The organism is Cupriavidus sp. GW823-FHT06D04 (assembly GCF_058795055.1).
Genome location: NZ_JBXAHL010000012.1, coordinates 43,683 through 61,623, shown reverse-complemented (window position 1 = coordinate 61,623; position 17,941 = coordinate 43,683). Strand labels below are relative to the sequence as shown.

The 17,941-nt window shown below is 66.9% G+C and carries 19 protein-coding genes; 9 read left to right on the top strand and 10 right to left on the bottom strand.

What is annotated here, in order from left to right; translation table 11 throughout:
• Positions 1-56: 56 nt before the first annotated feature.
• From mdcA to mdcH, 7 genes are read left to right on the top strand one after another with little or no spacing between them, the layout of a single operon-like run.
• Positions 57-1,715 (top strand): malonate decarboxylase subunit alpha, encoded by a 1,659-nt coding sequence (gene mdcA, locus AC1Q7H_RS16985; protein WP_013956621.1) that lies wholly within the window; start codon positions 57-59, stop codon positions 1,713-1,715.
• Complete coding sequence (locus AC1Q7H_RS16980) at positions 1,715-2,656, top strand: triphosphoribosyl-dephospho-CoA synthase (protein ID WP_153954802.1); 942 nt, start codon at positions 1,715-1,717, stop codon at positions 2,654-2,656. The genes mdcA and AC1Q7H_RS16980 overlap by 1 nt, the downstream gene beginning before the upstream one ends.
• The gene (locus AC1Q7H_RS16975; protein ID WP_013956623.1) at positions 2,637-2,954 is read left to right on the top strand and encodes a malonate decarboxylase subunit delta; all 318 of its coding nucleotides are present in this window, start codon (positions 2,637-2,639) and stop codon (positions 2,952-2,954) included. Before AC1Q7H_RS16980 ends, AC1Q7H_RS16975 begins: the two co-directional genes overlap by 20 nt.
• Positions 2,951-3,802, top strand: a complete 852-nt coding sequence (locus tag AC1Q7H_RS16970) for a biotin-independent malonate decarboxylase subunit beta (protein WP_013956624.1) — start codon at positions 2,951-2,953, stop codon at positions 3,800-3,802. Before AC1Q7H_RS16975 ends, AC1Q7H_RS16970 begins: the two co-directional genes overlap by 4 nt.
• Positions 3,799-4,635 (top strand): biotin-independent malonate decarboxylase subunit gamma, encoded by an 837-nt coding sequence (mdcE, locus tag AC1Q7H_RS16965; protein WP_153954800.1) that lies wholly within the window; start codon positions 3,799-3,801, stop codon positions 4,633-4,635. The genes AC1Q7H_RS16970 and mdcE overlap by 4 nt, the downstream gene beginning before the upstream one ends.
• Positions 4,623-5,270 (top strand): malonate decarboxylase holo-ACP synthase, encoded by a 648-nt coding sequence (locus tag AC1Q7H_RS16960; protein ID WP_013956626.1) that lies wholly within the window; start codon positions 4,623-4,625, stop codon positions 5,268-5,270. Before mdcE ends, AC1Q7H_RS16960 begins: the two co-directional genes overlap by 13 nt.
• Entirely contained in the window at positions 5,267-6,184 is a 918-nt protein-coding gene (gene mdcH, locus AC1Q7H_RS16955; RefSeq protein WP_013956627.1) for a malonate decarboxylase subunit epsilon, read from the top strand. Before AC1Q7H_RS16960 ends, mdcH begins: the two co-directional genes overlap by 4 nt.
• Before the next feature lie 58 nt (positions 6,185-6,242).
• Here the strand turns inward: mdcH and AC1Q7H_RS16950 are convergent, their stop codons facing one another.
• Both AC1Q7H_RS16950 and AC1Q7H_RS16945 read right to left on the bottom strand, forming a co-directional pair.
• Entirely contained in the window at positions 6,243-6,809 is a 567-nt protein-coding gene (locus AC1Q7H_RS16950) for a YbhB/YbcL family Raf kinase inhibitor-like protein (protein WP_013956628.1), read from the bottom strand.
• 49 nt (positions 6,810-6,858) lie between these two features.
• Complete coding sequence (locus tag AC1Q7H_RS16945; protein WP_153954799.1) at positions 6,859-8,061, bottom strand: MFS transporter; 1,203 nt, start codon at positions 8,059-8,061, stop codon at positions 6,859-6,861.
• Positions 8,062-8,422: 361 nt separating this feature from the next.
• Between AC1Q7H_RS16945 and AC1Q7H_RS16940 the strand changes: the two genes are divergently transcribed.
• Positions 8,423-8,803 (top strand): hypothetical protein, encoded by a 381-nt coding sequence (locus tag AC1Q7H_RS16940; RefSeq protein ID WP_013956630.1) that lies wholly within the window; start codon positions 8,423-8,425, stop codon positions 8,801-8,803.
• Positions 8,804-8,855: 52 nt separating this feature from the next.
• Here AC1Q7H_RS16940 and AC1Q7H_RS16935 read toward each other — a convergent pair whose 3' ends face one another.
• From AC1Q7H_RS16935 to cyoA, 7 genes are read right to left on the bottom strand one after another with little or no spacing between them, the layout of a single operon-like run.
• A complete protein-coding gene (locus AC1Q7H_RS16935; protein WP_153954798.1) occupies positions 8,856-9,104 on the bottom strand; it encodes a hypothetical protein in 249 nt (82 codons plus the stop codon).
• Between the two features lie 28 nt (positions 9,105-9,132).
• Complete coding sequence (locus AC1Q7H_RS16930; RefSeq protein ID WP_153954797.1) at positions 9,133-9,672, bottom strand: DUF934 domain-containing protein; 540 nt, start codon at positions 9,670-9,672, stop codon at positions 9,133-9,135.
• Positions 9,665-11,404 carry a nitrite/sulfite reductase gene (locus tag AC1Q7H_RS16925; protein WP_153954796.1) on the bottom strand — a complete coding sequence of 580 codons (1,740 nt, stop codon included), beginning with the start codon at positions 11,402-11,404 and terminating at the stop codon, positions 9,665-9,667. Before AC1Q7H_RS16925 ends, AC1Q7H_RS16930 begins: the two co-directional genes overlap by 8 nt.
• Positions 11,405-11,432: 28 nt before the next feature.
• Positions 11,433-11,810: a cytochrome o ubiquinol oxidase subunit IV gene (gene cyoD, locus AC1Q7H_RS16920; protein WP_492378366.1), complete on the bottom strand. Its 378-nt coding sequence runs from the start codon at positions 11,808-11,810 to the stop codon at positions 11,433-11,435.
• A complete protein-coding gene (gene cyoC, locus AC1Q7H_RS16915) occupies positions 11,807-12,439 on the bottom strand; it encodes a cytochrome o ubiquinol oxidase subunit III (RefSeq protein WP_013956634.1) in 633 nt (210 codons plus the stop codon). The genes cyoD and cyoC overlap by 4 nt, the downstream gene beginning before the upstream one ends.
• 2 nt (positions 12,440-12,441) lie before the next feature.
• Positions 12,442-14,418, bottom strand: a complete 1,977-nt coding sequence (gene cyoB / locus AC1Q7H_RS16910) for a cytochrome o ubiquinol oxidase subunit I (RefSeq protein WP_013956635.1) — start codon at positions 14,416-14,418, stop codon at positions 12,442-12,444.
• Between the two features lie 2 nt (positions 14,419-14,420).
• Positions 14,421-15,413, bottom strand: a complete 993-nt coding sequence (gene cyoA / locus AC1Q7H_RS16905; RefSeq protein ID WP_013956636.1) for a ubiquinol oxidase subunit II — start codon at positions 15,411-15,413, stop codon at positions 14,421-14,423.
• Positions 15,414-15,580: 167 nt separating this feature from the next.
• Between cyoA and AC1Q7H_RS16900 the strand changes: the two genes are divergently transcribed.
• Entirely contained in the window at positions 15,581-16,963 is a 1,383-nt protein-coding gene (locus AC1Q7H_RS16900; protein WP_013956637.1) for an aminotransferase-like domain-containing protein, read from the top strand.
• 21 nt (positions 16,964-16,984) lie between these two features.
• On the opposite strand, the gene AC1Q7H_RS16895 is transcribed toward AC1Q7H_RS16900, so the two are convergent.
• Positions 16,985-17,914 (bottom strand): LysR substrate-binding domain-containing protein, encoded by a 930-nt coding sequence (locus AC1Q7H_RS16895; RefSeq protein ID WP_153954795.1) that lies wholly within the window; start codon positions 17,912-17,914, stop codon positions 16,985-16,987.
• Positions 17,915-17,941 lie beyond the last annotated feature (27 nt).

Genomic DNA, 17,941 nt, shown 5'->3' with positions numbered 1-17,941 from the left:
GTGAGCGCCGCCTGTTTAAGGTGGGCACATCAGACAGACGTCAGCCCGGAGATGCGATGACCACCACCAGCACAGGCCGCCAATGGAACACCCGCAGGGAAGCCAAGGCGCGCCGCAAGCAGAACGCCGCCGCCATTGCCCAGGGCAAGCTGGTGCCGACCAGCGATATCGTGCCCTTCCTGGAGGCAGTGCTGCTTTCGGGCGACCGCGTGGTGCTGGAGGGCAACAACCAGAAGCAGGCCGACTTTCTGTCGCGCTCGCTGGCACAGGTCGATCCCGCGCGTGTGAATGCACTCCACATGATCATCCCGAGCGTCAGCCGGGTGGAACACCTGGACCTGTTCGAGCGCGGCATCGCGCGCAAGCTGGATTTCTCGTACGCCGGCGCGCAGAGCATCCGCATCTCGCAGTTCCTGGAGGACGGCCAGCTCGAAGTGGGCGCGATCCACACCTATATCGAGCTTTATGCGCGGCTGTACGTGGACCTGGTCCCCAACGTCGTGCTGATCGCCGGCTACAAGGCCGACCGCGAGGGCAATCTCTACACCGGCCCCAGCACCGAGGACACGCCGGCACTGGTAGAGGCCGCGGCCTTCCGCGACGGGCTGGTCATTGCGCAAGTCAACGAGATCGTCGACGACCCCACCGGCCTGCCGCGCGTGGACGTGCCCGGCTCCTGGATCGACTACGTGGTGCAGGCGGACAAGCCTTTCTTCTGCGAACCGCTGTTTACGCGCGACCCGCGCCTGATCAAGCCGGTCCACGTGCTGATGGCGATGATGGCGATCCGCGGCATCTACGAGCGCCACCAGGTGCAGTCGCTCAACCATGGCATCGGCTTCAACACCGCGGCGATCGAGCTGATCCTGCCGACCTACGGCGAGTCGCTGGGTCTGAAGGGCAAGATCTGCAAGTATTGGACCCTCAACCCGCATCCGACGCTGATCCCCGCCATCGAGACCGGCTGGGTCGAGAGCGTGCACAGCTTTGGCAGCGAACTGGGCATGGAGGGCTATGTCGCCGCGCGGCCGGATGTCTTCTTTACCGGTGCGGATGGTTCGATGCGTTCGAACCGCGCGTTCTGCCAGCTTGCCGGCCAGTACGCGGTGGACCTCTTCATCGGATCGACCCTGCAGATCGACGGCGACGGCCACTCGTCCACAGTGACGCGCGGGCGGCTTTCCGGCTTTGGCGGCGCGCCCAACATGGGGCACCAGCCTGGCGGGCGCCGGCATCCGACGCCGGCATGGCTGGATCTGATCGAGACGGACGACCCGCTCGCGCGCGGCCGCAAGCTGGTGGTGCAGATGGTTGAGACCTTCCAGGCGGGTGGCAAGCCCACCTTCGTGGAATCGATGGACGCGGTCGACGTCGCGCGCGAAAGCGGCATGCCGCTGGCGCCGGTGATGATCTACGGCGACGACGTCACGCACGTGCTGACCGAGGAAGGCATCGCCTACCTGTACAAGGCGCAATCGCTGGAAGAGCGGCGCCGGATGATCGCCGCGGTGGCAGGCGTCACGCCGATCGGCATGAAGCATGATCCTGCCACCACGCGCCGGATGCGAAGCGACGGCCTGATCGCGCTGCCCGAAGACCTGGGTGTGCAGCGCAGCCAGGCCACGCGCAGCCTGCTGGCGGCCAAGAGCATGGCCGAACTGGTGGACTGGTCCGGCGGGCTGTACGCGCCGCCCGCCCGCTTCCGGAGCTGGTAATGGCGAGCGCAGCAGCAAGGATCCTGCACACGCCGGCGCAGCACCGGCACCAGCCGGCGGCCGTTCCGCGCGCCCAGGCACTCGCTGGCCTGGCGGTCAGCGCGATCGTGGAAGAAGCACGGCTGTCGCCCAAGCCTGGCCTGGTCGACAGCCGTGGCAGCGGCGCGCATGCCGACCTGACATTGCCGCTGATGCTGCGCTCAGCGCACTCGCTGGGCCCGTCGTTCGCGGCCATGGCCGATGCCGGCCTGCAGGCGCCGCGCGTCGGGTATGGGCTGCGCGAGCAACTGGGCGCGCTCGGCCGCGAGGCAGAGGCGGTGATGCTGTCCGCCACCGGCGGTGTCAATACGCATCGCGGCGCCATCTGGTGCATCGGCTTGCTGGTCGGCGCCGCAGGACAGCTCGGCGCCGCCGGGCAGCCCGCCAATGCCGCGGCGATCAGTGCCACGGCGGGTGCCATCGCCGCGCTGCCCGACCGCCACCGGCCGGTGGTTACCGGCAACAAGGGCGAGCTCGCCTGCCTGGCGTACGGCGTTGGCGGTGCGCGGGCGCAGGCACGGGCAGGGTTCCCGCACGTGATGCGGCTGGCGCTGCCGGCCCTGCAACGCAGCCGCGCGCGCGGCGACACCGAATCCACGGCACGTCTCAATGCGCTGCTGGCGTTGATGAGCGAGCTGGACGATACCTGTGTGCTGGCGAGGTCGGGGCGCAAGGGCCTGGACTACATGCAGACCGGCGCAAAGGCGGTGCTCGCCGCCGGTGGCGCGGGCACGGTGGTGGGACGGCGGCACCTGCGCAGCCTGGACGCCGGCATGCTGGCGCAGCGCGCCTCGCCGGGCGGCGCTGCGGACTTGCTGGCCGCGACGATCTTCCTCGACCGGCTGTCGCAGGGCTCGATGGGCAACAATTCAGGGGACTTTGATGGAACAACTGCGATTTGAATTTCCGGCGGGGCAGCCTGCCAGGGCGCGCGTGCTGGTGGGCGTGGTGGGGTCGGGCGACCTCGAGGTGCTGGTCGAGCCCGGCAGCGGCGGCGTGACCACGGTTGAGATCACCACTTCGGTCAATGGCTATGGCCGTGTCTGGGATGCGCAGCTCGCGCGCGTCTTCGCCGCCGAGCCGCGCGCGTCGATGCAGATCCGCATCCACGATTTCGGCGCCACGCCGGGCGTGGTCGGCATGCGCCTGGCGGAGGCTTTCGAGGCGCTGGGCGACCCCCAACAAGGAGAGGGCGCATGAACACGGCGGAACTGCTGGCGCGCAACAGCTTTATCGAACTGGGGGCACGCGAGCGCGCTCGTGCGTTGCTGGACCCGGGCACCTTCCGCGAATTGGCGGGGCCGTTCGACGGCCTGCAGTCGCCGTGGCTGCCGCCGCAGGGTGTGGTGCCGCAGAGCGATGACGGCGTGGTGGTCGCCAAGGGGCGCATCGACGGGATGCCGGTGGTGGTGCTGGCCATCGAAGGCGCCTTCCAGGGCGGCAGCATGGGCGAAGTCGGCGGCGCCAAGATTGCCGGTGCACTGGAGCTGGCCGCCGAGGACAACCGCCGCGGTGAACCGACGCGCGCAGTGCTGCTGCTGGAGACCGGCGGCGTGCGCCTGCAGGAAGCCAATCTCGGCCTGGCCGCGATTGCCGAGATCCATGCGGCCATCGTCGACCTGCGCCGCTACCAGCCGGTGGTCGGCGTGATCGCGGGGCAGGTGGGCTGCTTCGGCGGCATGTCGATTGCCGCGGGCCTGTGTACCGCGCTGGTGATGACGCAGGAAGGGCGCCTTGGCCTGAACGGTCCGGCCGTGATCGAGCAGGAGGCGGGCATCGCCGAGTACGACTCGCGTGACCGGCCCTTTATCTGGAGCTTCACCGGCGGCACGCAGCGCGTTGCCACCGGCTTCGCCGATGCGTATGTCGATGACGACTGCGACGCGATGCGCAGGCAGGTCGCCGAACTGTTGCGCGGCCCGGTCGCGGGAAGCCATCGCAGTGAACAATACGCCCAATACCTGGCCGCGCTGCAGGCGTACGACGCCAGTGCGCAGCCCACGCCGGCCGATGTGCAGGCGTTGTTGCAACGGGGGACCGACGCATGAACTCACCAACCCAAACCGCTACCGCGCGCGAACCCAGCCGCGGTGAACGCTGGCTGCAGGCACTGGCGCCCGCGGCACGGATCCAGCCGGGGCTGCCGGACTCAGTGCTGGTTGCCGACGGCGAACTGGCGGGGACCGCGGTTCGCTGGATCGCGCTGGTGCCTGACGCCGACAGCCGCTTCCCGCGGGCACGTCATGGCGAGGCCGGTCTGCTCGAAGGCTGGTCGCTGGCGCGCGCGGTGCGCGAAGCGATCGAAGCAGACCGCGAATTGCCGGTCAAGCGCGCCATCGTGGCGATCGTCGATACGCCCAGCCAGGCCTACGGCCGGCGCGAAGAAGCGCTCGGCATCCACCAGGCGCTGGCCGGCGCTGTCGCTGCCTATGCCGAGGCGCGGCTGGCCGGCCATCCGGTGGTGGCGCTGATCGTCGGGCGTGCCATGTCGGGAGCCTTCCTCGCGCACGGCTACCAGGCCAACCGCATCATCGCGCTCAATGACGAGGGCGTGCTGGTGCATGCGATGGGCAAGGAGGCCGCCGCCAGGGTCACCATGCGCACAGTCGAGGACCTCGAAGCGCTGGCGTCGACGGTTCCGCCGATGGCCTACGACATCGAAAACTTCGCCACGCTGGGCATCCTGTGGCGGCTGATCGACGTCGAGTCGGCAAGTGCCCCGGTGCCGGCCGATGTGCACCTGGCGCGCGACACCATCCTTTCTGCGCTGGCGGAGATCCGACGCGACCCGGCGCACGGACTGTCCGGCCGGCTGGCGGGCGCAAACCGCAAGGCGTCGGCTGCAGTGCGTGACTGCCTGTCGCGGCAATGGCAAGCCTGAACACGGCGACCCCCGCGCCACACGACCTGGTCTGGCTGGGCGATCCGGCAAGCGACCTGGGCCGCGACGCCTTGCCGGAATGGGTCTGCCTGCCAGCGCTGCGCGAGACCCCGCTGGTCGTCCGGCGCGACGGCCGCCGGCCTGGCGCAGTCCCCGTCGGGCTGCGCGGCCGCACGCGCGCGGAACGCTTCGGCACCTGGATCACGCCCGCGGCGATCCGCAAGATTGTCACGCCGATGGACCTGGCCGCGCAGCGTGCATGGCGGCGGCGGCCGGAGCTGGCGGCCCTGCCAGCAATCCTCGCGCTCGAGGCCATCGCCGACTGGCTCGACGCCGCCGGTATCCGGTGGGGCGTGACGGGCAGCGCCGGCTTCTCGCTCGCCTGTCCGCACAACGTGCTGCGTGCCGACAGCGACCTTGACCTCGTCGTGCAGGCCGCACAACCCCTCCCGGCCCCGCATCTGGACCTGCTGGCCGAGCTGCAGCGCGCCGCGCCGGCCAGGCTCGATATACAGGTCGCGACCCCGTTTGGTGGCTTCTCGCTGCTGGAACGCCTGCGCAGCGGCGGCAAGGTGCTGCTGAAGACGGATCACGGCCCGCGGCTGTGCGACGATCCCTGGCAACCCACGGCATGAATGTCCTGCTTACCTTCCCCGGCCAGGGCACACAGCGGACCGGCATGCTGAAGGACCTGCCCGCGCATGCCGCGGTGGCAGCGGTGCTGGCCGAGGCGGAAGACGTGCTGCAAGTGCCGGCGGCGGAGATGGATACGCCGGCAAGCCTGCAGTCCACGGTATGGACCCAGCTTTGCCTGCTGACGGCGGGCGTGGCCATGGCGCGCTGCCTGGCCGCGCATGACGCCCGCGCCGACGCGGTGGCCGGTCTCTCCATCGGCGCCTATGCGGCGGCGGTGACCGCAGGTGTGCTGGACTTTGCCGATGCGTTGCGGCTGGTGCGTTTGCGCGGGGAGTTGATGGCGCAGGCCTTTCCGCATGGCTATGGCATGACGGCGATCCTCGGCCTGGACCGGAACCGGCTTGAACCGCTGGTGGCGCAGGTCTGCACGCCGCAGCAACCGGTGTACCTGGCCAATTTCAACGCCCCCACGCAGATTGTGATCGCGGGCAAGCTGTCGGCGCTGGCGGAAGTGTCGACGCTGGCGCTGGCGGCTGGTGCGCAGGCGGCCAGGCCGGTCGCCATCCACGTGCCGTCGCACTGTCCGCTGCTGGCTGACGCCGCGCGCTCCCTGGGCGAAGCCATGCAGGGGGTGGCGATTTCGGCGCCTGCGCTGCGCTACTTCAGTGCGAGCAAGGCGCGCGAACTGCGCGATCCACGCAGAATCGCGGAGGATCTCGCGCAGAACATGGCGACGCCAGTGCGCTGGCATGAAACCATGTTGCTGGCCCACGCCAATGGCGCCAGGCTGGTGGTGGAGGCACCGCCGGGCGATGTGCTGACACGGCTGGCGCAGCCGGTGTTTGCGGACGGCATGGCGCTGGCCTGTGACAGAACCCGGCTGGATTCGATCGTGGCAATCATGCGGCGCTGATTTTGCATCCGGCCGGCTACCCGACGCCGCACTACCGCACCGGGACACGCCGCGCCCTTCAACGCCCAAACCGTCCGACAAAGCTCTGTGCCTCCAGGGCATGCCCCTTGAGCGCAGCCATCAGTTCCTCGCGCGTCATGCCCGCAGGCAGGTTCGGCGCCAGATCCGTCGCGATGACCGTGACGACGTAGTGGTGGGGCGCCTCGCCGGTTGGCGCGCAGGGGCCGCGGTACGTTGCCTCGCCACGCACGTTCTTGCCGACCGTGATGCCTGGCCCGTCCGCCTTGCCTTCGCCTTCCTTCAGCTGGCCGCGATTTGCGGCAATGTTGTAGGCGACCCAATGCGAGACCCCGAGACCGGCGACGCCGTCCATGTCATACATCAGGATGGCGACAGACTTCGCGCCCGCGGGAAGCTTCGTCCACGAGACCTGCGGCGACACGCCCTTGCCACCGCAGGGCTTCTGGTCGCCGCCAACGCCATCATGCGCATACTGCGAGCCGATCGTGGCTCCCTCGGCGTACGAGGTGGACGACACCTGCATGCCGGCGGCGTGTGCGGTGCCGATGCACAGGCACATCAACGCCCCGGCCACCGGAGCGGAAACTGCGCTAGCGATCTTCATTCGAATTCTCCAGATAGGTAAGCAGCGGACCAGGAAAGGGAAGGCCCCGCTAACCGGAACCGACCTGCTGGCGCAGCACCTGTCTACGTGCCATCAGGTAGGTCAGGTTTCCTGACAGGAAAGCCGCCAGCAACAGGGCACCGGCACTCCAGGCCACGGCTGGCAGCCATGGCAGCAGGCTTGCCAGCACGGCGGTCTTGCTGGCGCCCGATGACACCAGGGCAATGCGCATGAACGCGGCAACCGCCAGGGCGGCAAATACGAGCCCGGTGTACATCCCTTCGCGGCCGACTTGACCGGCGTCGAGCGCCGCATTGGCCGTCGCGGCGAACATGATTCCCCACAGGCCGCCGGCAAGACATTGCACGGCGAGGATGGTCCGGAGCGAGCCCGCCACGGTGAAGCCGAACAACGACAGCGCGCCAAGGGCCGCGGCGGTCACCAGCAGCGTATAGGGCGGATAGCGCCGCAGCAACGATGTCGCGGGCAGCAGCGCGCCCAGCGCGAAGCCAATCCAGAACACCGGCGTCACGCGCTCCAGCCCGGCAGCCGTGACAAAGCGCAGGTAGGCCGGCGCGGAGTTGACGGTGGTGTGGATCTGGAAGCCGAGCGCAAGCACCCAGACTGCGGCAAAGAGCAGCCAGACGCGCCTGAGCGCAACGCCGGCTGCCGGCGCGGGCACGGCGTCGGCATCGTGGCGCGCCGGGCCGGATTCCATCCATCGCAGCGCGGCCACGGCCACCACCAGCCCCGCGCTGGCGGCCAGGAACGGCAGCATGGGCGACGCATCGCGCAGCCGGGCGGTCAGCAGCGGCGCCACGGCTCCGGCAAGGCCGACGCCGAGCAGCGAGCATCCCACCAGGAACGACGACGCGGTCGCGGGCAGCCGCCGGGCAATGATCACCATGGGCGGCGCGCGCAATGCCGAAGAGGTGGCCGCCCACAGCGCGGTCAGGCCCAGCAGCAGCACCGGTGAAGTTACCCGGGGCAGCAGCACGAACGCCATCGCGGAGATGACGGACAGCCCCAGCACCCAGCCTCCCAGCCTGCGCATTGCGTTGGCGACACGGTCGGCCGCGATGCCCAACGTGAAGTCCATCGCGACAAAGATCAACTGGTCCATCAGCAGGATCAAGGCGACGTGCGCGCGCGCGATGCCGGCCTGCGCGGCCAGCTGCGGCAGGAAGGCCACATAGAGGGTCCATGTCACCGCCAACAGGAACTGCACAGAGCAGAAGACCAACGCGCGCATGCCGCCCTCCCGCCGGGATTGACCAACAGCCGATTCCTGTGCCCGACGGCAGGATCGCCGCGCGGAGCCTCCCATAGCAAGGATAGGCCAGCGCCTTGCCATGGGAGTGGCGGGTTGTGCAGGTGCGATTGGGCCTCGCGAGTCGCTTGCGGCCCAACAGTCCTCGGGAAGTGCCGGGCCGGTGCCAACACCGGACCAATAGCGCCGCACCGGCGCCGCGCTCAACCGCCGCTCGCGCAGCCAATGCCGGGGCGTAATGTCATAAACGGGCGGTAGGCTGCACTTTTGGCATGGCCTGGCCAGGAACTTGCTTGGTCAATGCGTAGGATCGCAAGGCGACAACCATCCGTTGGGAGGATCTATGCAGCACGCACGCATCACCGCGCACAGGGGGATTCTGGTCGTCGAGCTGTTACCTGACCAGGAAAACGGCGAGACCACCTCGACCAACAAGCTCCGCAACCTGGCCACGGTCATTCATGACACAGGGCGGCACCTGGGGGTTTCAGAGGAAGCCCTGGCGCTGCTGAAGATGGTGAAGCGCGGCCTTGACGCCATCGGCGACTTCGCGTGGTTCCGGAGTGACGACGGGAGAGATCATTTTGCGTGGCTGGGCGGCCCGAAGCGGCTGGTGAATCCCGCCGCAGTGGCGGCTGCCCGGAGCTACGCGATACTCGCGCACCGCGTCATACCGAACGAGGTGCCAGAGGGCGCCAGGAAGGCCATCGAAGCCAATTTTTGAACGCGCGGCATCGCGCTCCGGGTCGGGCCGATCTTCCGAATGATCCGCGCAGCTAGAGCGTGGAGAGTGTGGAGCGATACCTTTCCCAGAGCTCTTGCAGGATGGATTCCGAAGGCGGTGTGATTTCAAAACCGGCGACGTTTCCGAAGACACCGAGAATGCGAGCCCGGAACGAAGCCATATCCGTCGTCGCCTTCGGTGAGAGCTGCGCGATATCGATAATCGTATGCAGTTGCTCGCCCGAGAGTTCGGCGATAGCGGACCACAAGCTATCAGGCTTGGCGCTGGGCTGGGAGGGCATCTTTCGTATCGGCGCCAGGCAGCGCTTGCTATCGGCTTGCCGGGCCATAGCTACGCTGGTACGACGACGAGAACGTGGCCAGCGCGCGCAGCGCCGCTGCCGGGTCGTGCCCGGGCTTGAGCGCAAAGCTGTTGAAACCGCAACGCGCCAGGTAGTGCACGGTGTCGATCATCACGTCACCCACGGCGCGCAGCTCTCCGGTCCAGCCTAGCTGGTGACGGAGCAGCTGTGCGATCGAATAGCCACGACCATCCGTGTAGACCGGGAAATCGATGGCAATGATCGCGATGCCTGTCGGGTCAACGGTCGTGGCACCAGGTTCCAGCAGGGTCTGAGGCTCCGCGTCCGGCGACAGGTAGACCGCGAGCGGATACTGTCGCAGCCGATATCGCTGGCGGTGGGCGATCCAGTTCTCCAGTGTCACCAGGTAGCCGGGCGCGTCGGGCGGGCAGGTGTTGTCGGCGTCTTGCGCATCCCAGATGTGAGCGAGCCAGTCATCCGCGATCAGTCGTCCGTCACGGATGACGTTGTGCCGGTCCTGCCCGGCGCAATGGTCATGGTCAGGCATTTACTGCCTCCTGGCGAGCTCGCCGCGCGCCGCTGTCAGGGTCCGGGTACACCGCGCGCTGGAAGGGTTCGATGCCGATACGGCCAACCACGTCGACAAAGCGTTCGGCTTCGCTGTCCCGATGCAGCAAATAGGTCTCGATCAGCCTCTCCACCATATCCGGAACCTGCTCCTGGGCAAAGGACGGCCCAATGATGCGGCCGATGGCTGCGCCGCTGGCCGCCACGCCATCCGGGCGGCGTTGGCCGTCGCCGCCGTTCTGCCGGCCGCCGATGGTGATCTGGTACCAGGCCTCGCCGGCCTTGTCGACGCCGAGGATGCCGATGTGGCCGATATGGTGGTGGCCGCAGGAGTTGATGCAGCCGGAGATGTTCAGGTCCAGCTCGCCGATGTCGTGTACATGGTCGAGGTCGTCGAAGCGCTCCTGGATCGCCTGTGCCAGAGGGATCGAGACCGCATTGGCCAGCGAGCAGAAGTCGCCCCCGGGGCAGGCGATGATGTTGGTAATCAGGCCCACGTTCGGCGTGGCCAGCCCGGCAGCGTCCAGCGCTTGCCACAAGGCGTGCAGGCCGCTGCGGCGGACATCGGCAAGGATCAGGTTCTGCTCATGCGACACGCGCAGTTCGCCGAAGCCGTGGCGCTCGGCCAGGTCAGCCATGATTTCCATCTGCTCCGCAGTGATGTCGCCGGGCGCCTGGCCCGCGGCTTTCAGCGATGCCGTGACGGCTGCGTAGCCAGGCACCCGGTGCCGATGCACATTGCTTTTCAGCCAGAGGCGGAAGGCACGGTCAGTCTTGGCCAGTTCGGCTGACTCGTCCGGCTCGTCGGCGGCCGCGGGCTCATACGGCGGGATCGTGAAGCGCTCGGCAATGGATGCGACAAAGCCTTCAGACACGGTGTCCGGGCCCCCGCGAATGCGTTGCCACTGCTCATCCACCTGCGCCCGGAACACTTCCGGGGTCAGGTCCTTCACCAGGATCTTGATGCGCGCCTTGTACTTGTTGTCGCGGCGGCCGTGCAGGTTGTAGACGCGCAGCGTGGCCTGCAGGTAGGTCAGCAGGTCCTGCCAGGGGACGAAGGGGTTGATCAGCTTGCCGACCATCGGCGTTCGGCCCATGCCGCCACCGACCCAGACCTTGAAGCCGGCCTGGCCGTCCTGTTCAACGGCCTGCAGCCCGATGTCATGGACGCCAACCGCGGCCCGGTCCGTCTGCGCGCCACTGATGGCAATCTTGAACTTGCGCGGCAGGAAGGCGAACTCCGGATGCAGCATCGACCATTGCCTGACGATCTCGCACCACACCAGCGGGTTCACCAGTTCGTCGGGCGCAATGCCGGCAAAGTGGTCGGTGGTGGTATTGCGGATGCAGTTGCCGCTGGTCTGGATCGCGTGCATCTGCACCGTGGCCAGCTCCGCGAGAATGGCAGGCGCATCCTCGAGCCGCGGCCAGTTGAACTGCAGGTTCTGCCGCGTGCTGAAGTGCCCGTAGCCGCGGTCCCAGCGGCGCGCGATCTCCGCAAGCTTGCGCAACTGCCGCGACGCCAGCATGCCGTAGGGAATCGCCACGCGCAGCATGGGTGCATGGCGCTGGATATAGAGGCCGTTCTGCAGCCGCAGCACGCGGAACTCATCCTCGGTGAGCTGGCCGCTCAGGAAGCGGCGGGTTTGGTCGGCGAACTGCACGACGCGTTCGTCGACGAGCTTCTGGTCAATGGCGTCATAGATATACATGGTGGAAAAGCCTCCTTGCGCGCGAGCGCTAGTCTTTTGCACGTGCCCGTTCGATGGACATGTCGGTCGGCATCATGTTGATATCGGCGTTGTGCATCACCCACAGCGAGCCGGCCACGACGATGACGATCAGGAAGCCGGTACAGGCAAAGATGGCGGTGTTGCCGCGCTGGCCGGGACCGGCGCCCAGATGCAGGAAGTACACCAGCTGCACCAGCAGTTGCGCGACACAAAGGCCCACGACCAGCGCGATCGCGGCCTGCGTTGGCAGGGATCCGGTCATCACTGCCGCAAACGATGCCATCGTCAGCGCGACCGACAGCAGCAGTCCGATGGTGTAGCTGCGCACGCTGCCGTGCGCGGCCGTCTGGTCCGCATGCACCGAATGAAGGTGGGACGATTTCATGCGAACTCCCGCAGATAGACGAAGGTGAAGACACAGATCCAGACCAGGTCCAGGAAGTGCCAGAACAGGCTCAGGCAGGCCAGGCGGCGGCGCACGATATCGTCCAGCCCGAAATGCCTGATCTGGTGGATCATCACCGCAAGCCACAGCAGGCCAGACGTGACATGCAGCCCGTGCGTGCCGACCAGCGTGAAGAAGGCCGACAGGTAGGCGCTGACGCCGGGGCCCGCACCCTCATGCAACAGGTGCGCGAACTCATAGACCTCCATGGCGATGAACAGTGCGCCGAGCGCGAAGGTCACCGCCAGCCAGCGGATCATCCGCGGCGCGTCGTCGGCGCCCTGCCTGAGCATGGCCAGGCCGAAGGTATAACTGCTCAGCAGCAGCACCATGGTTTCGGCGAACACGAACGGCAGCTCGAACAGTTGCCGCCCGCCGGGGCCGCCGGCCGTGTTTCCGGACAGCACGCCGAAGGTGGCGAACAACACCGCGAAGATCAGGCAGTCGCTCATCAGGTAGAGCCAGAACCCCAGCGGAGTGTGCGCGCCGGCTTCGTGATGGTGGTGCGCCGCGTCGTGGGCCGCCTCGTGCCCGGGATGGTGCAGGGTAGGGGAGAGAGTCGGAGTCATGGTCAGGCAGCTTCCTGCAGTTGTGCATAGCGCGCGCGCTCGATCCGCTCGACTTCGGCGGCTGGCACGTAATAGTCGACGTCGCGGTCATAGCTGCGCACGATGAAGGTGGCGATGGCGCCGACCAGGCCGACGGCGGCCACCAGCCACATGTGCCAGACCAGCGCGAAGCAACACAGCAGCCCGAACGCCGACACGATGAAGCCTGCCGAGGTGTTGCGGGGCATGTGGATGTCTTCGTAGCGGGCCGGCTGGCGCCATGCGCGCCCGGCTTCCTTGTCGTCCCAGTGCTGTTCCAGCGAGGTGATATGCGGCACGTGCGCGAAGTTGTAGAACGGCGCGGGCGAGGCGGTCGACCATTCCAGGCTGCGGCCATCCCACGGGTCGCCGGTCAGGTCCTGGTTCTGCTTGCGGTCGCGGATACTGACCGCGAACTGCACGATCATCGCCAGGATGCCAGCGCCGATGACGAAGGCACCCACCAGCGCCACCACCAGGTAGGGATGCCAGTCGACGTTGGCATAGTGGTTCATCCGGCGGGTCATGCCCTTGAAGCCGAGCACGTAGAGCGGCATGAAGGCCAGGAAGAAGCCGGTCAGCCAGCACCAGAACGACACCTTGCCCCAGAACTCGTTCAGCTTGAAGCCGAACACCTTCGGGAACCAGAAGGTGATCGCGGCCAGGCAACCGAACAGCACGCCGCCGATGATCACGTTATGGAAGTGCGCGACCAGGAACAGGCTGTTGTGCAGCACGAAGTCGGCGCCGGGAATGGCGAGCAGCACGCCGGTCATGCCGCCGACCGCGAACGTCACCATAAAGCCGATGGTCCACATGGTCGAGGTATGGAAGCGGATCCGGCCCCGGTACATGGTGAACAGCCAGTTGAACAGCTTGACGCCAGTGGGGATCGAGATGATCGAGGTCATGATGCCGAAGAAGGCATTGACGTTCGCCCCGGAGCCCATGGTGAAGAAGTGGTGCAGCCAGACGAAGAACGACAGCACGCCGATCGAGGAGGTGGCGTACACCATCGACTTGTAGCCGAACAGTGGCTTGCGCGAGAACGTGGCGATGATCTCGGAGAAGGCGCCGAACGCCGGCAGGATCAGCACGTAGACCTCCGGGTGGCCCCAGATCCAGATCAGGTTCACGTACATCATGGCGTTGCCGCCCAGCTCGTTGGTGAAGAAATGCATGCCGAGGTAGCGGTCGGCGGTGAGCAGGGCGAGCGTGGCGGTCAGTACCGGGAAGATCGCCACGATCAGGATGTTGGTGATCAGGGCGGTCCAGGTGAAGACCGGCATCTTCATCAGGTTCAGGCCCGGCGCGCGCATGCGCAAGATCGTGACGATGAAGTTGATGCCCGTCAGCGTGGTGCCAAGCCCGGATATCTGCAGTGACCAGATGTAGTAGTCAACGCCTGGCGTGGGGCTGTAGCCCAGCTCGGACAACGGCGGGTAGGCGACCCAGCCGGTGGCGGCGAAGTCGCCGACGAACATCGACATCATCACCAGCACCGCGCCCATTGCCGACATCCAGAAGCTCAGCGAATTAACGAACGGGAAGGCAACGTCGCGCGCGCCGATCTGCAGCGGCACGATCACGTTCATCAGGCCGAGCACCAGCGGCGTCGCGACAAAGAAGATCATGATCACGCCGTGCGCCGTGAAGATCTGGTCGTAGTGGTGCGGCGGCAGGTAGCCCGCGGCATCGCCATAGGCGATCGCCTGCTGGGCGCGCATCATGATGGCATCGGCAAAGCCGCGCAGCAGCATCACCAGCGCCAGGATGATGTACATCACGCCGACCTTCTTGTGGTCGACCGAGCAGATCCAGTCGTTCCAGAGGGTCTTCCACTTGCCGTAGTACGTGATGGCGCCCATCAGTGCGATGCCCAGCACGATCACGACGGCCAGCGTCCCCATGATGATCGGCTCATGGAGAGGGATGGCGTCCAGGTTGAGTTTTCCAAGCATTCTTATTGCTCCATGCGGCCAGCGGGCGCCGGCGGGACGCGCTGGAAGGCCTGCAGAGATTCCGGGGTGTCCGCGCGGCAGATCTGGCCGTTTGCCAGCATGTATTTGTCGACGACCTGGTCGAACAGCTTCGGCGCGACGGCGGCGTACAGCGTCACGGGGTCCTTGCTGCTGGGCAGTTCAAGCGTGCGGTAGGTCTTGAGGTCGAGCGCCTGCGACGAAGCGCGGGCAGCCTGGATCCAGGCATCGAACTCCTCGCGCGAGGTGGCCAGGGTCTTGAAATGCATGTCCGAGAAGCCGGGGCCGCTGTAGGCGGCGGACTGGCCGAGATAGACGCCGGGGGTGTCGGCGATCAGGTGCAGGCGCGTCTGCATGCCCGCCATGGCGTAGACCATGCTGCCGAGCTGCGGGATGAAGAACGAGTTCATCATCGATTCCGCGGTCAGCCGGAAATTGACCGGCGTGCCGACCGGGATCGCAAGCTGGTTCAGCGACGCGACGCCGTATTCCGGATAAATGAACAGCCATTTCCAGTTCAGCGCGATTACATCGACCTGGATCGGCTTGACCTGCGATTCCAGGGGCCGATAGGGATCGAGCTTGTGCGTCGAGTCCCAGATCAGCACAGCCAGGCAGGCCACGATCACGCAGGGGATGCCCCAGACCACGACCTCGATCTTGGTGGAGTGCGCCCATTTGGGGGCATAGGGGGCGCTCGTATTGGTTTCGCGGTAGCGCCAGGCGAACCACAGCGTCAGGACGATCACGGGGATGACGACCATCAGCATGACGAACAGGGAGATCAGGATCAGTGACTTTTCCTGTTCCCCAATGCTGCCCTTGGGGTTGAGCAGTTCGAGGTTGCAGCCGCTCAGCAGGGCGCTCAGGCAGGCGCACAGCAACAGGGTGGGAAGACGGCGCTTCGAGCCGGGGGATGGGCGGGGGAGCGGGCCTTGTCGATTCTTGTCTGCCGGCCCGGCAATAGGTTTGAGCATTTCGGACACCTTGGTTACGGATCACCGAAGGCTCCCGGCCACGCGCTCCGATTCAAGTGCTGGCTCAGCCCCGCGCGGGCGTGGTTTGTATGGATTCCCTCGGTGATGTCTGGCATGCTAATGCAAGACAAAACCCATACATCGAAGAAATATACGGGATGAAATCCATGCAAGGAAGCGATGTCAGTGCTAAATGGGATCTTGAGATCACAATCGGTGGCGGTGCCCGCTACTTGCAGATCGTGGACTTTATCGAGCGGGCGATCGGCGAAGGCCGGCTGGTAACCGGCGATCGCGTGCCGCCACAGCGCAGCCTGGCCAAGACCCTCCGCGTGGACCTGACCACCGTCACGCGTGCCTACAACGAGGCCAAGCGCCGCCATCTGATCGATGCCCGCGGGGCCCTCGGCACCTTCATTGCCGCGCCGCGGGCGGAGCTGGCGCGGGTGATCGACATGAGCATGAACGTGCCGCCGCCACCGGCGGGGCTGGATTTCCAGGACCTGTTGCGGCGCGGCCTGTCGCAGGTGCTGCTGCATAGCGACCCGCACCTGCTGATGACCTACCAGCTCGGCGGCGGCAGTGCTGCCGACCGGTCGGCCGGAGCGCTCTGGCTCGCGCAGATATTCGGGCCCATCGCCACTGGGCGGCTGGTGGTATGCCCGGGCGCCCAGGCTGCGCTGGCCGCCGTGATCCTGGCCCGGACCCGGCCTGGCGATGCGATCGTGAGCGAGCCGCTGGCCTACCCCGGCATTCGCGCGGCCGCGGCACAACTCGGGCGGCGTGTGATCATCGCGCAGGTCGATGCCGACGGGATGCTCCCCGACGCCCTCGAAGCGGCCCGTGCCGACGGTGCAACGCTGGCCTACCTCAATCCGACAGCCCAGAATCCCACTACGCACACCATGCCGGCCTCACGCAGGGAGGCTATTGCCAGGGCCGCGGCGCACTGTGATGTCACCTTGCTGGAGGATGATCCCTACTGGCTGCTGACGCCGTCAGCGCCGCCGCCGCTGTCCAGCTTCGCTCCCGAGCGCACGTACTATGTCTCGACCCTGTCCAAGACGCTCAGTCCGGGGCTGCGGACCGCATATGTCATGCTGCCCGAGGGCAGGCGCGGCGACGATCTGCTGGCATCGCTGCGGGCTTTTGCCCTGATGGCGGCACCGATGACCGCCGCCCTGGCGACCCAATGGATCCACGATGGCTCGGCAATGCAGCTGCTCGACGGCATCAGGACCGAAGCGTTGGCCAGATGCGCGCTGGCAAGCCGATGGCTGAGCGGGATCGGCCAGCTCCCGCCCAGCGCCATCCACGCATGGCATCGCTTGCCCGAGCACTGGTCGGCGCAGCAGCTCACCAGGGCCGCGCTGGCGGAGGACCTGCGCGTGACGCCGTCCGACGCCTTCTGGGAGGGGCCCAACGCGCCGAATGCCATCCGCATCTCGCTCGGTGGCGTGGAGGACCGCGCGCAGTTATCGGCTGCGCTGCGCAGGCTGGCCGCATTGCTGGAACGCCGGCCGACGCCGGGTCTGGAAATGGTGGTGTGAATTGCGGCGTGCGTCGGCTTGCTAGTTGCCAGCATCGTCCGCAGGCGCAGACTGTTTTGTCGCAAACTCGCCCGCGGCTTCCAGCAGCCACTCGCGCAGCCGCTGCATCGCCTCGCTCATCGGCCGCGTATCCGGCGAGACCAGGTGATACGCGCTCGTGGAGCGCTGCGAATGGGCGACGGGCATGACCAGCTGGCGGTTTGCCAGGTATTCCCCCACGAGGAAGCGCGGCACCAGACCAACGCCCAGCCCGGTGCGTGCGGCGGCGATGACCATGGAGTGGTGGTCGAAGCGTGCACCGCGCATGGCGTTGACGTCGTCGATGCCGGCCGCTTCCATCCATTGCTTCCAGCCGAGAATGCGCGTGGCGAGGTGCAGCAGCGGGGACAGGGCGATGTCATGCGGGGTGATCCGCTTTTTGCCTTCGAAGAAGTCCGGATGGCAGACCGCGACCGATTCTTCGTCAAACATCCGGTCGGCACGCGCGCCGGGATAGACGGCCTCGCCAAAGTGAATCGCCGCGTCGTAGGGCGTGCCGTCGAACAGGAAGATGTCTGACTGCGCGCTGATATTGACGACGATCCCCGGATGGCGCGCATAAAAGGCCGGTAGCCGCGGTATCAGCCACTCGACCGCCAGCGTGGGCACGCAGGCCAGCTCGACGGTGCCGCCCGCGCCCTCGTGCGCCATCAGGTCGAGCGTGTCGCGCTGCAGCTTGCGCAGCAACTCCCGCACCTGCCCGCTGTAGAGCGTGCCGGCCGCCGTCAGCGTGATGCGCTGGTTGGCGCGGTGGAACAGCTGCACGCCCAGCAGCCCTTCCAGCGACGCAATCTGGCGCGACACCGCGCTCTCGGTGATAAACAGGTCCGCCGCCGCGCGGCGCAGGTTCAGGTGCAGCGCGGCTGCCTCGAAGGCGCGCAGGCTGGACAGGCTGGGGAGTCGTTGCCGCATCGGGGGGCTGAGTTGATGATTTTAGGT

Bases quoted from the DNA above. Each gene is read 5' to 3' on its own strand.
- mdcA (WP_013956621.1), top strand. From the start codon at position 57: ATGACCACCACCAGCACAGGCCGCCAATGGAACACCCGCAGGGAAGCC.
- AC1Q7H_RS16980 (WP_153954802.1), top strand. From the start codon at position 1,715: ATGGCGAGCGCAGCAGCAAGGATCCTGCACACGCCGGCGCAGCACCGG.
- AC1Q7H_RS16975 (WP_013956623.1), top strand. From the start codon at position 2,637: ATGGAACAACTGCGATTTGAATTTCCGGCGGGGCAGCCTGCCAGGGCG.
- AC1Q7H_RS16970 (WP_013956624.1), top strand. From the start codon at position 2,951: ATGAACACGGCGGAACTGCTGGCGCGCAACAGCTTTATCGAACTGGGG.
- mdcE (WP_153954800.1), top strand. From the start codon at position 3,799: ATGAACTCACCAACCCAAACCGCTACCGCGCGCGAACCCAGCCGCGGT.
- AC1Q7H_RS16960 (WP_013956626.1), top strand. From the start codon at position 4,623: ATGGCAAGCCTGAACACGGCGACCCCCGCGCCACACGACCTGGTCTGG.
- mdcH (WP_013956627.1), top strand. From the start codon at position 5,267: ATGAATGTCCTGCTTACCTTCCCCGGCCAGGGCACACAGCGGACCGGC.
- AC1Q7H_RS16950 (WP_013956628.1), bottom strand. From the start codon at position 6,809: ATGAAGATCGCTAGCGCAGTTTCCGCTCCGGTGGCCGGGGCGTTGATG.
- AC1Q7H_RS16945 (WP_153954799.1), bottom strand. From the start codon at position 8,061: ATGCGCGCGTTGGTCTTCTGCTCTGTGCAGTTCCTGTTGGCGGTGACA.
- AC1Q7H_RS16940 (WP_013956630.1), top strand. From the start codon at position 8,423: ATGCAGCACGCACGCATCACCGCGCACAGGGGGATTCTGGTCGTCGAG.
- AC1Q7H_RS16935 (WP_153954798.1), bottom strand. From the start codon at position 9,104: ATGCCCTCCCAGCCCAGCGCCAAGCCTGATAGCTTGTGGTCCGCTATC.
- AC1Q7H_RS16930 (WP_153954797.1), bottom strand. From the start codon at position 9,672: ATGCCTGACCATGACCATTGCGCCGGGCAGGACCGGCACAACGTCATC.
- AC1Q7H_RS16925 (WP_153954796.1), bottom strand. From the start codon at position 11,404: ATGTATATCTATGACGCCATTGACCAGAAGCTCGTCGACGAACGCGTC.
- cyoD (WP_492378366.1), bottom strand. From the start codon at position 11,810: ATGAAATCGTCCCACCTTCATTCGGTGCATGCGGACCAGACGGCCGCG.
- cyoC (WP_013956634.1), bottom strand. From the start codon at position 12,439: ATGACTCCGACTCTCTCCCCTACCCTGCACCATCCCGGGCACGAGGCG.
- cyoB (WP_013956635.1), bottom strand. From the start codon at position 14,418: ATGCTTGGAAAACTCAACCTGGACGCCATCCCTCTCCATGAGCCGATC.
- cyoA (WP_013956636.1), bottom strand. From the start codon at position 15,413: ATGCTCAAACCTATTGCCGGGCCGGCAGACAAGAATCGACAAGGCCCG.
- AC1Q7H_RS16900 (WP_013956637.1), top strand. From the start codon at position 15,581: ATGCAAGGAAGCGATGTCAGTGCTAAATGGGATCTTGAGATCACAATC.
- AC1Q7H_RS16895 (WP_153954795.1), bottom strand. From the start codon at position 17,914: ATGCGGCAACGACTCCCCAGCCTGTCCAGCCTGCGCGCCTTCGAGGCA.